This window comes from Microbispora sp. CL1-1 (assembly GCF_012034195.1).
GTDB lineage: Bacteria > Actinomycetota > Actinomycetes > Streptosporangiales > Streptosporangiaceae > Microbispora.
In genome coordinates this window covers 1-13698 of the sequence record NZ_JAATEK010000036.1, presented here as the reverse complement: position 1 = coordinate 13698, position 13698 = coordinate 1, and the positions used below count along the sequence as shown (strand labels likewise).

At 69.0% G+C, this 13698-nt stretch carries 12 protein-coding genes; 9 read left to right on the top strand and 3 right to left on the bottom strand.

The features are described from left to right. Positions 1-102: 102 nt before the first annotated feature. Positions 103-1782 (bottom strand): ABC transporter substrate-binding protein, encoded by a 1680-nt coding sequence (locus HCK04_RS30915; RefSeq protein ID WP_205830929.1) that lies wholly within the window; start codon positions 1780-1782, stop codon positions 103-105. 399 nt (positions 1783-2181) lie between these two features. Between HCK04_RS30915 and HCK04_RS30910 the strand changes: the two genes are divergently transcribed. The 5 genes from HCK04_RS30910 to HCK04_RS30890 all read left to right on the top strand — a co-directional run bounded on the left by HCK04_RS30910 (position 2182) and on the right by HCK04_RS30890 (position 4947). After that, complete coding sequence (locus HCK04_RS30910) at positions 2182-3087, top strand: ABC transporter permease (RefSeq protein WP_142650906.1); 906 nt, start codon at positions 2182-2184, stop codon at positions 3085-3087. A gap of 22 nt (positions 3088-3109) precedes the next feature. After that, a complete protein-coding gene (locus HCK04_RS30905; protein WP_168066413.1) occupies positions 3110-3907 on the top strand; it encodes an ABC transporter ATP-binding protein in 798 nt (265 codons plus the stop codon). A 19-nt stretch (positions 3908-3926) separates the two neighbouring features. Further along, the gene (locus tag HCK04_RS30900; protein WP_142650969.1) at positions 3927-4463 is read left to right on the top strand and encodes a YbhB/YbcL family Raf kinase inhibitor-like protein; all 537 of its coding nucleotides are present in this window, start codon (positions 3927-3929) and stop codon (positions 4461-4463) included. 61 nt (positions 4464-4524) lie between these two features. Next, positions 4525-4704 carry a hypothetical protein gene (locus HCK04_RS30895; protein WP_142650904.1) on the top strand — a complete coding sequence of 60 codons (180 nt, stop codon included), beginning with the start codon at positions 4525-4527 and terminating at the stop codon, positions 4702-4704. Positions 4705-4761: 57 nt separating this feature from the next. Then, positions 4762-4947, top strand: coding sequence for a hypothetical protein (locus HCK04_RS30890; protein ID WP_168066403.1), 186 nt, complete (start codon positions 4762-4764; stop codon positions 4945-4947). A gap of 157 nt (positions 4948-5104) precedes the next feature. On the opposite strand, the gene HCK04_RS30885 is transcribed toward HCK04_RS30890, so the two are convergent. Further along, positions 5105-6073 (bottom strand): hypothetical protein, encoded by a 969-nt coding sequence (locus tag HCK04_RS30885; protein ID WP_142650902.1) that lies wholly within the window; start codon positions 6071-6073, stop codon positions 5105-5107. A gap of 388 nt (positions 6074-6461) precedes the next feature. Between HCK04_RS30885 and HCK04_RS44385 the strand changes: the two genes are divergently transcribed. From HCK04_RS44385 to HCK04_RS30865, 4 genes are all read left to right on the top strand, one after another. Next, complete coding sequence (locus HCK04_RS44385; protein ID WP_142650901.1) at positions 6462-7031, top strand: DUF1707 domain-containing protein; 570 nt, start codon at positions 6462-6464, stop codon at positions 7029-7031. A gap of 17 nt (positions 7032-7048) precedes the next feature. Beyond that, the gene (plsX, locus tag HCK04_RS30875) at positions 7049-8077 is read left to right on the top strand and encodes a phosphate acyltransferase PlsX (RefSeq protein WP_142650900.1); all 1029 of its coding nucleotides are present in this window, start codon (positions 7049-7051) and stop codon (positions 8075-8077) included. Between the two features lie 51 nt (positions 8078-8128). Next, a complete protein-coding gene (argS, locus tag HCK04_RS30870; protein ID WP_142650899.1) occupies positions 8129-9850 on the top strand; it encodes an arginine--tRNA ligase in 1722 nt (573 codons plus the stop codon). A 406-nt stretch (positions 9851-10256) separates the two neighbouring features. Beyond that, positions 10257-11570, top strand: a complete 1314-nt coding sequence (locus tag HCK04_RS30865) for a hypothetical protein (RefSeq protein WP_142650968.1) — start codon at positions 10257-10259, stop codon at positions 11568-11570. 397 nt (positions 11571-11967) lie between these two features. Here HCK04_RS30865 and HCK04_RS30860 read toward each other — a convergent pair whose 3' ends face one another. Beyond that, a complete protein-coding gene (locus HCK04_RS30860) occupies positions 11968-12351 on the bottom strand; it encodes a cell division protein SepF (protein WP_142625402.1) in 384 nt (127 codons plus the stop codon). Between the last annotated feature and the right edge of the window lie 1347 nt (positions 12352-13698).

The window sequence follows — 13698 nt, the reverse complement described above, 5'->3', positions numbered from 1 at the left end:
CATGCGCTCCCCGTGGGTCAACACGGGAAGTCGCGAATGGACAGCCCACGAGGCCGGCCCCGGGTGGGGAACCGGCCTCGGGGGGTTCACCTACGAGCTGTCCTACGCTTCCTTGATCGCGATCGACAGCGGGTCGAGCACGCCGAAGGGAGTGACCTTCACGCCGGTCACCCACTTGGAGGTGCCGGCCTGCAGACCGTACGACCACAGCGGAATAGCGGGCATGTCCTGCTGCAGCATAGCCTCGGCCTCCTGGTAGAGGGCGTTGGCCTGGGCCGGATCGGTGGCGGTGTCGGCCTCGTGGAGCTTCGCGTCGAGAGCCTTGTTGCTGTAGAGACCGTCATTGGACGAAGCGCCGGTCTTGTACAGCGGGTTCAGGAAGTTCTCGATGTGGGGGTAGTCCATCTGCCAGCCGGTGCGGAACGCGCCCTTGATCTTGTGCTGGGTGATGGTGTCACGCAGCTCGGCGAAGGTGGGCATGTCCTTGTGCACGAACTTCACGCCGGAGTCGGCGCCGAAGGCCTGGTTGATGCTGTTGACCGTGGCCTCGATCCACTCCTTGTGAGTGCCGTCGGCGTTGGACCAGATCGGGAACTCGGCCGGCGGGGTGTAACCCTCGGCCTTGGCCTTGGCGAGGTACTCCTTCGCCTTGGCGGGGTCGTAGGTGCACAGGTCGCCGCAGGCGCCGTCCTTGAAGCCCTCGACGATCGGCGAGACCCAGCCGTTGATCGGCACACGGCCCTTGTTGAAGATCTTGTCGGTGATCGTCTTCCGGTCGATCGCGTACGACACGGCCTTGCGGAAGTCCGCGTTGCCGCCGAACTCCTTGTCGTACAGCGGGAAGGTGATCGTCTGGATGACGCCCTGCTGGCCGTCGATCGCGCGGTCGCCGAGGTCGGTCTTCCACTTGTCGCCGGCGAGCGCCGACGGCGGGATCAGCTCGGTGAAGTCGAGGTTGTTGGAGACCAGGTCCGCGTAGGCCGCGTTGTCGTCCTTGTACATCTTGTAGACGATCTTCTTGACCTTGGGCTTCTCCGGCCCGGGGTAGTCGGGGTTCGCCTCGACGATGATCTGCGAGTTGTGGTCCCACTGGACGAACTTGAACGGACCGTTGGTGACCGGCTTCTGCGCGAAGCCCTTCGGGTCCTTGAAGAAGGCGTCGGGCAGCGCCGAGAACGACGAGTACCCCAGCTTGGTGCGGAACACGGCGACGGGCGCGGTCAGCGTGACCTTGAAGGTGAGGTCGTCGATGACCTCGAGGCCCTTCAGCTTGTCGGTCTCCGGCTTGGGGGCCTCCTTCGGGCCGTCGGGGCCGTCCGGGTCGGCGGTGTTGACCTTGTCGAAGCCCTCGATGTCACCGAACCAGAAGCTGCCGAGCTGAGCGTTCGGCGAGTACGCGGTGTAGTTCCACGCGTCGACGTAGTTCTTCGCGGTGACCGGCGTGCCGTCGGTCCACTTCAGGCCGGGCTTGAGCTTGATCGTCCACACCTTGTTGTCGGTGGTCTCGATCGACTCCGCCTGGTCGAGCTCGGGAGCGGCCGTGTCCGAGTTGTACTTGACGAGACGGCTGTACACGAAGTCGTTGATCGTGCCACCGCAGGTCTCGTTGATGTTTCCGGGGACGAAGCCGGTCTGCGGCTCACAACCGCGGATGTAGACGGTCCCGGTCGCGGCCCGGGGGTTGTCCCCGCCGCCGCTACTGGACCCGCCGCCCCCGCCGCACGCGGCGACGCCGAGCGCAAGCAGCGCGGTGCCGGTGGCGATCTTCGCGCCCTTAGTCACGCGCATAGTGGATTGGTCCTCCCTCTAAGGATGGGCGTTCGCGCTGGTTGGCACCCGGTTTGCCGGGCATCGTCAAACCAGCTGACGTCCTGCCAGTCGTCCGGAGCATCCCTTACCGGACGCACCAGAGGAGTCTCCAGCACGTTGCAGTTCGGTCACACGTGCGTCAGTCGGGCGTCACACACAATCCTGCGAGCCCAACCTTAAATGCCCAGCACGGCATCAAACTCCCCTTTAGGGTACATATACCAACAGAACGCCAGTCCTTTGATCCGGAACAGGGGCGACACCCCGTGCCCCGGTCCCCGGATCAAGATGTCCTGGGCTACCTTTGACCAGTCGCAGCCACGTTCGGTGCGACAGCCGTCCCACCGACCTCCATCCAATAGAGTCCATGCCATGAGCCAGCCGGAATCCGCGCTCGCGGAGGCCCAGGGTGGCGGCCGAGCCCCGGAGTCGCTGGCCGCGCTTGCCGAGCGTCACGGACTACGACGCGCCATCGCACGCCCCAGCATGCCCGCCTACCTGCGCCAACTGTGGGACCGGCGGCACTTCATCCTCACGTACGCCACCTCGCGCAACGTCTCCAAGTATTCCGAGTCGATGCTCGGCCAGCTCTGGCAGGTGCTGACCCCGCTGCTCAACGCCGCGGTGTACTGGCTGATGTTCGGCGTCATCCTCGGGCAGAGCAAGAAGATCGAGAACTACCCGGCCTTCCTCATCACCGGCGTCATGGTCTTCACCTTCACCCAGCGCACGGTGATCAGCGGGGCCAAGTCCATCTCGTCGAACCTCTCCCTGATCCGGGCGCTGCACTTTCCCCGGGCCGCCCTCCCCCTGGCGTACGTCATCCAGGAGCTCCAGCAGCTCGGCTACTCCATGGCCGTGCTCCTCCTCCTGGTGCTCGTCACCGGAGAGCCGGTGAGCCTGCTCTGGCTGCTGATCCCCGTGGTGCTGCTCATGCAGCTCGTCTTCAACATCGGCACCGGCATGTTCATGGCCCGCCTCGGCGCGTTCATGCGGGACATGAACCAGCTCCTGCCGTTCATCACGCGCACCTGGCTGTACGCCTCCGGCGTCTTCTACGCGATCGACGACCGCACCAAGGACCTGCCGGACTTCCTCCGGTGGGCGCTGGAGTTCAACCCGGCCGCCGCGTACATCGAGTTCATGCGCGATCTGCTGATCTACCAGCGGTTCCCCGAGCGCTGGGCGTGGGTGACTTGCATATTCTGGGCAGTGTTCGCGCTGATCGTCGGCTTCTGGTACTTCTGGCGGGCCGAGGAGAGGTACGGCCGTGGCTGAGCTGACCGAGGAGCTGTCGCAGGTGGCGCCCCAAACTTCTGAGACGCAGAACCACGAGACGCAGAACCCCAAGGCCGGGACCCCGACCGTCATCGTCGACGACCTCCACATCGTCTACAAGGTGTACGGCTCGGCCAGCGACGCCGAGAAGGGCAACGCGGCCAGCGCGCTCATGCGCATCCTGCGGCGGCAGGGCCGGCCGCAGATGAAGGAGGTCCACGCCGTCAAGGGCGTGAGCTTCGTCGCCCACCACGGCGACGCCATCGGCATCATCGGCCGCAACGGCTCGGGCAAGTCGACCCTGCTGCGCGCGATCGCCGGCCTCCTGCCCCCGCACAAGGGCGCCGTCTACACCAACGGCCAGCCGTCCCTCCTCGGCGTCAACGCGGCCCTCATGAAGGAGCTGACGGGCGAGCGCAACATCATCCTCGGCTGCTACGCGATGGGCATGACGCCGAGCGAGGTGCGCGAGAAGTACGACGAGATCGTCGACTTCTCCGGCATCGGAGACTTCGTCCAGTTCCCCATGTCGACGTACTCGTCCGGCATGGGAGCCCGGCTGCGCTTCGCCATCTCCTCGGCCAAGACGCACGACGTGCTGCTCATCGACGAGGCGCTCGCGACGGGTGACCGCGAGTTCAAGAAGAAGAGCCAGCAGCGCATCAAGCAGATGCGCGACGCGGCCGGCACGGTCTTCCTGGTCGCCCACAACCTCGACGTGATCGAGGAGACGTGCAACCGGGTGATCTGGTTGCACAAGGGAAAGATCAGAATGGAAGGCGACCCCCAGGAGGTCCTGGAGGCGTACAACAAGGCCTGACAGAAACGGAGGGGTGACCGTGCCGACGCCGCCACCGATCCCGTACGACCATCTGCCCGAGGTGCCCGCGCTGACCGTCGAGAGCGACGACATACGCGACGGCGAGCGGCTCCCCGAGGCCCACGTGTTCAACGACTGGGGCATGAACGGGCAGAACCTCTCCCCGCACCTGCGCTGGTCGGGCGCCCCGGAGGGCACCAAGAGCTACGCCGTCACCTGCTTCGACCCCGACGCGCCGACGGGCAGCGGTTTCTGGCACTGGGTGCTGTACGACATCCCGGCCACCGTCACCGAGCTGCCGACCGGCGCGGGCAACGGCCCCGACTTCAAGGGCCTGCCGGAGGGCGCCAAGCACGCGCGCAACGACTTCAGCACCAAGGAGTACGGCGGGGCGGCGCCACCGCCCGGCCACCCGCACCGCTACGTGTTCGCCGTGCACGCCCTGGGCGTGGAGTCCCTGGGCCTCGACACCGACACGCCACCGGCCGTGGTCGGCTTCAACATCACCGCCAACACGCTCGCCCGGGGTTATATCGCACCTGTGTACGAAACCTGACGCGGAAGGGCCGCTCGTTCCACTATGATTCGAACGGAGATTCGACATAGGGGAGGGGCGGATGAGCGACCTCGCGACGGCGATCGACAATCTGGCCGCTGAAGATCCCTCGGAGCTTCCCGTCGGGCTGATCGCGGAGCAGCTCATCGAGCTGCACTGGCAGATGGCCCGTCTGCAGGCCCAGATCGCCAGGCGCACCCACCTGCGCGCACGTTTCGACTCGCCGGCCTCGCCCAACTGAGGCCCGGCCTGCCCTGCCGCATGGTGTTCGCCGCCGGGCGGCCGCGGGTGAGCGCCCGTGTCCGCTCCACGGCGGGCACCCCGGCAGGGCTCGATCCGGCAGGGCTCGATCCGGCAGGGCTCGATCCGGCAGGGCTCGATCCGGCAGGGCTCGATCGGGCAGGTCGGCCTGGCGTGGACACCTTGGCACAACGACCAGGCGTTACGGCCCGGCACAACGGTCCGGCACAACGGTCCGGCATAACGCCTTGGTATGACACCGGACGGCCGGCGCCCCTCGGGGGTGCCGGCCGTTCTCGTCGTTCGACGTCTTTCTGACAGCCCTGCCGTACGTGTCCGATGGCCGTGCAGCAGGGTCACCGGCGAGCCGCCTCGACGGTGACGGCGGCCTCAGGCGAGGCTCACCGGCCGTACCCGCGGCTCCCGGTCGGCGCGACGTCGGCCACCGTGTCAGGGGCGGACGAGACCGTGCTCGACGCCGCGGCGTCGGCCGTGGCCGAGGCGGAGGCGGCGATGTCGGCCGCGGCCCCCGCCGTCGCGGCGGCACCCTGCGCCGGAGCGTCCGCGGTGTTCCTGATGGTCTTGGTGACCGCGCGGGTGTTGGCGTCGGCCTGGGTGGCGGCGTCGGTCGCCGCCGTCTGGGTGCTGCTCATGGCGCTGTCCGCCGGCGTCTCGCACGGCACCAGCGCCAGCAGGCCGCCCGCGCTGCCGGCGGTCGCCGCCACGGCGCCCTTGAGGCTGAGCAGCGCGTTGAGCCGCGCGGTGACGTTGAGCCCGGCGTTGACCACGGCGCCCACGTTCGCGACGGCCGCCGCCGAGGCGTCCACCGCCGTGGCGGCCTGGCCGGAAGCGGCGACGACCGGCTTGCCGACCTGGGCGACGAGGCCCGCGGCGACGGTCGCCTTGGCGGCGAGAGCCGCGTTGACGTCCGCGACCGCGACCAGGGCGGCGGAGAGGTGGGCCTCCAGCCGGGCGATGACGTTGGCGTCGACGGTGACGGCGGCGTCGGCCACGATGTCGGCCGCGATGGCGGCGGCCGCGCAGATGTGCGCGTTCGCCTCGGCGGACAGGTTGGCGGTGACGGTGCCGGCGAGCTTCGCGACCGCGACGAGGTTGGCCCTGATGTCAGCGGTCAGGTCCACCGCCACCCCGGCGGCCACGTCGGCGGCCACGTCGGCTGCCGCGTCGGCCTGCGCGACGACGCCGCCCGTGGCCCCGCCGACGACCGTGCCCTGCAGATCGGCCAGAAGCCTCGCCACCGTCGTGACCCGCTTCTCCGTGCACTTCTTGGCGCACACGTCAGCCTGTGCGGGCGCGGCCAGCATGCCGGCGATGCCGATCGTGACGGCGACGACGGCTGTCCTAACCACTCGTTTCATTGACTTGCCCCCGGTTCATATTCCTTTTCACGAGAGTGGGAATGACGAACCCAAGAACCCCCGTGCGTCGGCGAGCACGCCGACAAAGACGTCGGCATTTCTATCACTGCCGATCACAGGGGAAAGCCCTGCTGACCAGGGGATGTAGGGCCGGCACCCCGTCCGGAAAGTCGGTATATCGAGCACCGGACGAGCACTTGACGGTCACCCCAATCCCGCCTCCGGAGAAAGCGACGGTAAACACCGCGCCCAGGCCCCGGGGCAGATCTTTCCGCTCACTTTTAGCGACGCGCCGGCGGACGTCGCGGCCCGGCCGGTCGGAGGCCGTCCACGAATCCGCCCTATCGCGACATATCTCGATAGGGGTTACGCTGGTGAGGTGACCTCCCTCACCCCGTACGCGGGAGACGACCCCGCACAGCGCGCCTCGGACGCCGACCGCGACCGAGTGGCGGCCGTCCTCGGCGAGGCGCTGGCCACCGGCCGCCTGACGAGCGTCGAACACGCCGACAGGCTCGACGCCGCCTACAGCGCCGTGACCATCGGCGACCTCGCACCTCTGATCAAGGACCTGCCCGACACGGCCCACCCGCCGGCCGTGCTCTCCACGGAACGGCAGCAGGTCTCCGCCGTGTTCAGCAAGATCATACGTCGTGGGCGCTGGGTCGCCGGGCGGCACACCGAGCTGAGCTCGGTGTTCGGCGCGCTGATCGTGGATCTCAGCGACGCGGTCCTGCCCGGCCGTGAGGTGACGCTGGAGCTGAACTCCCTCTGCGGCAAGCTCATCGTCACCGTGCCGGCCGACGCCAGGGTCGTCGACGAGGGCAGCGCGATCTTCTCCAAGCGCTCGGTGACCGGCGGGAGCGCCGACGGCGACGGCCCGCTGATCCGCGTCACCGGCAACGCGCGCTTCGGCAAGATCGTGGTCTACCGCGGGACCCGTCGCTGACGCCCTACGATGCGGCCATGCAGCCCGCCGGACGTGCGCTGCCCGTGGCCCTCGACGCCATGGGCGGCGACAACGCGCCCGGGGAGATCGTCGCGGGAGCCGTACAGGCCGTCCGGGAGCGGGACGTGCCCGTCGTGCTCGTCGGCCATCCCCGCCTGCTCTACCAGGAGCTGGCCCGGCACGACGCGGTCACCGAGATCCCCATCGTGCGGGCCGAGGAGGCGCTGGCGATGGACGAGGGGGCTCTGGCGAGCCTGCGACGCCCCCGTTCCAGCATCGCCATCGCCTGCCATCTCGTACGGCGCGGCGACGCCTGCGCGGTCGTGTCCGCGGGCTCGACGGCGGGCGTCGTCGCCACCGGCCGGCTGCGGCTGCGGGCCCAGCAGGGAGTCGTACGCCCCGCGATCGCGGTCGGCCTGCCGACCCTGCCCCAGCCGACCGTGCTGCTCGACGCGGGTGCCACGGCCGACGCCAAGCCGGAGATGCTGGTGCAGTTCGCCCACCTCGGTGTGGCGTACGCCGAGACGGCGCTCGGCATGCGGCGCCCCCGCGTCGGCCTGCTCACGATCGGCGCCGAACCCGAGAAGGGCAACAAACTCGCCAAGCGGGCCCACGAACTGCTCGCCGCCGCGCCCGGGATCGACTTCACCGGCAACATCGAAGGGCACGACCTGCTCACCCGGAAGGTCGACGTGATCGTCACCGACGGGTTCACCGGCAACGTGGCGCTCAAGACCGTCGAGGGCACCGTGCGGTACGCGTTCGAACAGGTCAGGGAGACGATCGCGGAGAGCCGGGTGGCCAGGCTCGGCGGGATGCTGCAGCGCGCCCGGCTGCGGGAGCTGGCCGGCCGGCTCGACCCCGAGGCACATGGCGGGGCCGTGCTGCTCGGCCTCAGCGGCACCGTGGTGATCGCCCACGGCTCGTCGCGGGCACGTGGTGTGGCCGCCGCCTGCGAGCTCGCGGCCCGCCTGTCGGCCCAGGGCATCATCGCCAGGATCGGCGAGCGGGTCGCCTCCACCAACAAGTCGCACCGCCGCTGGTGACCCCCGATATGGAAAGGCGGGCAGAAGGCGTACGCCGATAAGCTTGGCTTCATGACCGACCCGCAGCTCGTGCTCACCGAGCGGGTCCAGCAGGCGCTGGGTTCCGCCTTCGGTCCGGAGCACGCCACCGAAGATCCGCTGATCAGGCCCTCCCAGTTCGCCGACTATCAGGCGAACGTCGCGCTCAGCCTGGCCAAGCGGCTCCGACGTGCCCCGCGGGAGGTCGCTCAGGCCATCGCCGACCACCTCGACACGACCGACGTCAGCGTGGAGGTCAGCGGGCCGGGGTTCCTCAACCTGACGCTGCGCGACGGCTGGATCGCCGGGCAGGCCGAGCAGCGGCTGCTCGACGAGCGCATCGGCGTGCCGCAGCCGGCCCCGCAGACCGTGGTCGTCGACTACTCCGCGCCGAACGCCGCCAAGGAGATGCACGTCGGCCACCTGCGCACGACGATCGTCGGCGACACCCTCGCCCGCACCCACGAGCACCTGGGCAACCGGGTGATCCGGCAGAACCACCTCGGCGACTGGGGCACGCAGTTCGGCATGCTCATCGAGCACCTCCTCGACATCGGCGAGGACAAGGCGCTCGGCATGCTGGCCGCCGGCGACGGCAACGCCTTCTACCAGGCGGCGCGGCACAAGTTCGACAACGACCCCGAGTTCCAGCAGCGGTCCCGCCGCAGGGTGCCGCTGCTGCAGGGCGGCGACCCGGAGACCCTGCGCCTGTGGCGCGAGTTCATCGAATACAGCAACCGCTACTTCCGCAAGGTCTACCAGACGCTGGGCGTCACGCTCACCGACGACGACATCGCGGGCGAGAGCATGTACAACCCCATGCTCCCCGACGTCTGCGACGAGCTGGAGCGCACCGGCGTCGCCGAGATCAGCGAGGGCGCGCTGTGCGTGTTCCCGCCCGGCTTCAAGGGCCGTGACGACCAGCCGCTGCCGCTCATCGTCCGCAAGAGCGACGGCGGGTACGGCTACGCCACGACCGACCTCGCCGCGATCCGCTACCGGGTGCGCGACCTGAAGGCCGACCGCATCCTGTACGTCGTGGGCGCCACCCAGTCGCTCCACTTCCAGATGGTCTTCGCCGCGGCGCGCATGGCCGGCTGGCTGCACGACGACGTCAGGGCGGAGCACGTCCAGATCGGCAGCGTGCTCGGCAGCGACGGCAAGATGTTCAAGACCCGCAGCGGCGAGTCGATCAAACTCACCGAGCTGCTCGACGAGGCCGTCGTACGGGCCGAGGCCGTCATCGCCGACCGCGGCTACGACCCGGAGGCCCGCAGGCAGATCGCGCGCCAGGTCGGCATGGGCGCGGTCAAGTACGCCGACCTGTCGGTCAGCCACGACAGCGAGTACGTCTTCGACTTCGACCGCATGCTCGCCCTCACCGGCAACACCGGGCCTTATCTCCAGTACGCCACCGCCCGCATCCGGTCGATCTTCCGCAACGGCGGGATCGATCCGGAGTCGGTCACCGGTCCGATCACGCTGGGCCACCCGGCCGAGCGGACGCTCGCGCTGCAGCTGCTCGGCTTCGGCTCGGTCGTCGCCGCCGTCGCCCAGCTGTCCGAGCCGCACCGGCTGTGCAACTACCTGTTCGACGTGGCCCAGGCGTTCACCTCGTTCTACGAGAGCTGCCCGGTCCTCAAGGCCGAGGACGAGTCCGTACGGCAGTCGCGGCTGGCTCTGTCGGCGCTCACCCTGCGGGTGCTGCTGCGCGGGCTCGACCTGCTCGGCATCGAAGTCCCCGAACGGATGTGAGCGGGGTGCCTGATTCCGCTTCGGCGGACACGGGAGAAGGCGACACCGGCACCTCCAGTGCGGGAGGCGCCGGTGTCGAGCCCGGAGATCACGTCCCCGGGGCACGAGATGGTGCCTTCGAGGCGGGAGATCGCTTCTGCGCGACCAAGGGCAGCCTCCCCGGGGCACGACATCGCCTGCGCGAGACCGGAGATGGCGCCTCCAAGGCAGGAGATCGCCCGCGTGAGGCCGGGAACGGCGCCCTTACGCGATCACAGGCCGTCCGATTCAGGGCGGTCCGTCCTTTCCGTTCCCGCCGGTCAGGCCCGTCCACGGCGCGCCTCGTCCGTGACTGTCGCACCAAGCCTCTAGTCTGGCGCGGTCAAGGGAGTGCCAGCCGACTCCTCGGGGAGCGTTTCGCGTGAGCATGGACCTGACCACGAGTCCGGACCCAGGAAACCTGGCCGAGGCCACGGAACTGCACCGCTACGCCGAGGCGCTGATCGTCAGCCTGGCGGCCGACGGCACGGCGCCCGACCTGCCGCCGGGGATCAACGACGTGCCGGGCTACTGGCTCGGGCCCGCCGTCGAGGCCCTCGTCCTCATCCTGTCCGGCAAGGACGCCCTGGAGCCGCTGGCCCTGGCCAACGAGCTGGACGAGCGGCGCACCTCTCTGTTCCTGTGCCTGGCCCTCGCCGTCTGCGGTCACGGCGACCGCATCCACGCCTCCTGGCTCGGCACCGCCTTCGGCGACCTGTCCGAAGACCGTCCGGTGGCACCCGGCCAGCGGGCGCTGTGGCTCGCCGCCGCTCGCGGGGCGTACGGGCCGGTCGGCAAGATCTTCGTGCTCCGCAAGCTCGACGCGGTGGACGTGCCGGCCACCGACGACCGGTGGCTGAAGGCCCTCGTGCCCGGCCTGCCGGAAACGTCCGTACCCGCCTCTCTGGAACCGTTCCCCGAGCTGGCGAAGGTCGCCGAGATCGAGCGGTCCTTGCAGGCGTCGGCCACCCTGCGCCGTCTGCGCGAACGCTGCACCGAGATCACCTCCATCCGGCAGGCCGGCGAGGTCACCAGGGTCGTACGCGGCACCGTATGGGCCGAGGACGAGCCGCTGGCCGTGCTCCGCGCCCTGGCGGGACAGGGCGGCCAGGAGGGGCCGCTGAGCTCGCTCACCGGGCATCTGCTCCAGGACCTCGCTCCCGACGCCGATCCCCACATCGCCGCGCTCGCCCTGCACGTGGCGGCGCCGGCGATCAAGGCGGCGGCGGAGTCCCTCGTCGAGGTGGTGCGCGAGCCGCCACCCGACACCCTGGACGTGCCGATCCTCGGCTATCCGATCAGGCTCAGACCCGAAGGACCCGACCAGGAGTCGATGGCGGCCGCCGAGCAGCGGCTCGTCACCGAGTGCGTGCCGAAGCGCACCCGGCCATGGCCCGGATATGTCCTCCTGGTCCTCGCCGTCGTCGTCATCGTCAGCGGGTTCGTGGTCGCCCTGCCGCTCGCCCTCGTCGGCCTGCTGATCGCCGCCGTAGGCGGGCATCTGCTGTGGCGGCACCGCGTCCGGGAACACTCCGATGTACGGTTCGTCCAGACCCGGGCGGGCAAGCTCGCCGACCTCGCCGACAAGGCCGTCTGGGCTCTGCACGAGTACGCCAGAGAATCCGAGGAGCGCGTCTCCGTGGCCGAGCGGGACCTGACCGAGGTGTCCACGCTCCTGCGCCGCGGCCCCCGGGCCGCATAGGGACGCCGCGCCGACCCCTACGGCCAAGCCGGCTACGGAGCGCGAGTGCGCCGAGCGGATGGGCCGTAAGCATGGTGCGGAGCCTGCCCGCTGTCGGCCGCGTGGGCGCTGTCGGCCAGGTGCTTGTGCGGAGCCTGCCGATGTGGACTCACTGCGTTGACGGTCTGGGCGTGGGGGGTGTAGCCCGCGCGTGTGAGCCCTACGTGTGGTGTTGGCCGCGGACGCCTCACCCGGCGCTGTGAGCGCGCGAGACGGTCCGCACGTTGCCACAAGGCACAAGAACGCGGGGGAACGGCTGGCGCCGGGCCTGCTCATGCGCATGAAACCGGGCCAGGCGCCACTGCGCCCGCCGACCGAGTGGGCGGCGGGCACACGACCAGAAGTCGAGCCGACCGGCTCAGGCCGTGGAAACCTCCACCGTCGCCGGAGTGATCAGAAAGACCTTGTCCGCGATCCGCTCGATACGTCCCTCGCAGCCGTAGGCCAAGCCCGCGGCGAAGTCCACCATTCGTGTGGCCTCCGCCGTCGACATGCCCGCCACGTCCATGACCACCGTGTGGCCCTCGCGGAAGTGCCGGCCGATCGTCAGGGCGTCGTCATACTTCCTCGGGCGGACCATAACGATACGGGCCGGATCGGCGTTGGGCTGCCAACGCTTGGCGGCACGCTCGGCCGCCGGCATCCAGTCGTCCTCGTACTCGTCCTCGGCGTAGGTCTCGTCGTCGTACTGCTCTGCCCCACCCAGGCCAAGGTAGCTCGCCACCTTGCGCACAGCCCCCATCGGTTCGTCCTTTTCCGGCTTGTCCTTTTCCGGGCTCGTCCCGACACACGGGACCGTATCCGACGATTCAGCGAACCCCCGCCGACACGCCCGGCCGTTTAAGTGTTGTTGGCTGGAGAATGTGGAGGCCGGGTAAGCGTGTCTTCATCGTCAATTTGTCAGCCCTTCCAGGGTAACTCGCGAACCCGTCTACCCCATGGAACCCTTCGCAAACATTTTTCACAGTCACCTCTAACGACGGCACACCTTCAGTAGATCACAACGGATGCTGCCGATGTCGGGTTCCCGAAATACGATCTTGCTGGTCGGAGCAGGTACGCCATCGACGGGAGCCGCGATTCGCGGCGGCAGCGATGAAGATCGAATTACGCACCGAGACCCTCCGAATTCGCATATCGAAAACATTTTCGACGGTAGCGCGCCGAGTTGATCATCGTTCTCCAGGCGGCGGGCCGCGAACCACACCGGCCGCGATTTCGGGAACGGCCAGCGAGAACTCTTTCTTCTCAGCAGCTTCCGCGGAAACGATATCGAGCACAATTTCGACCGGCCATCGGTTTTTGCAGCCGTACGGACCCGCGTCCTACTCACCCTCCGCATCGGGAGGGCAGATGCACTGGAGAAGCGGCCGAGGCCGGTGGAAACCCAGGAGCCAGGCCGTCCCTCCGAGCTCACGGCCGCCGAGAGACACCGGCCGCACCGCGGACTGGTGAACGAGGCCGGCTCTCCAGCGGTGGACAACCCAGGACGCCGTACGGCCCAGTGCGGCCACAGCGGGCGCTGAAATGCTCGGGGTTCTTGGGAAGCTCGGAGCTTGTGGAGCTGCGCTCGCTGCGGCGGCCGGAGCACATGAGTGCCTTCGCGCCCCTGTGCCTGGAGCCGCCGCGCTCGCCGAAGCCGGTGCGGTCGCTGAAGCCGGTGCGGTCGCTGAAGCCCGTGCGCTCGCTGAAGTCGCCCCGATCGCAGGCGGTCCGCATCGACCGCAGTCGCGGTCTCAGCCCGGCAGCGGCGTACCCACAGCCGTGGTCTCTCCAGAAGCACCTGCCGATTCTCTCGCGCGAGCACTGGGCCGGTCGATGGCCCCCACCCCTGAATTTCGGGCTCTCCGGCGGCGCGGACCCGGATCTTGATCGAGACTGGGACGTGGCGTGTGAAGCGCGGAAGGCTTTCGCGATGAGGCGGGCCTTGTGGTCGAGTGGACCGAGGCATTGGGTCGGCGCCAGCTACGTCGAGGCCAGTTGGGCCGGGGGCAAGCGTGTCGAGATCGGCGTTCGAGCCGCTTGGATCGAGGCCTTGGACGGTCGGGTTGGCGTGCTGAATGGGTGGGTTGGGGCCTAGATAGGTGCG

Coding starts and splice junctions, on each gene's coding strand:
- HCK04_RS30910 (WP_142650906.1), top strand. CDS start 2,182: ATGAGCCAGCCGGAATCCGCGCTCGCGGAGGCCCAGGGTGGCGGCCGA.
- HCK04_RS30895 (WP_142650904.1), top strand. CDS start 4,525: ATGAGCGACCTCGCGACGGCGATCGACAATCTGGCCGCTGAAGATCCC.
- plsX (WP_142650900.1), top strand. CDS start 7,049: ATGCAGCCCGCCGGACGTGCGCTGCCCGTGGCCCTCGACGCCATGGGC.
- argS (WP_142650899.1), top strand. CDS start 8,129: ATGACCGACCCGCAGCTCGTGCTCACCGAGCGGGTCCAGCAGGCGCTG.
- HCK04_RS30865 (WP_142650968.1), top strand. CDS start 10,257: ATGGACCTGACCACGAGTCCGGACCCAGGAAACCTGGCCGAGGCCACG.
- HCK04_RS30860 (WP_142625402.1), bottom strand. CDS start 12,351: ATGGGGGCTGTGCGCAAGGTGGCGAGCTACCTTGGCCTGGGTGGGGCA.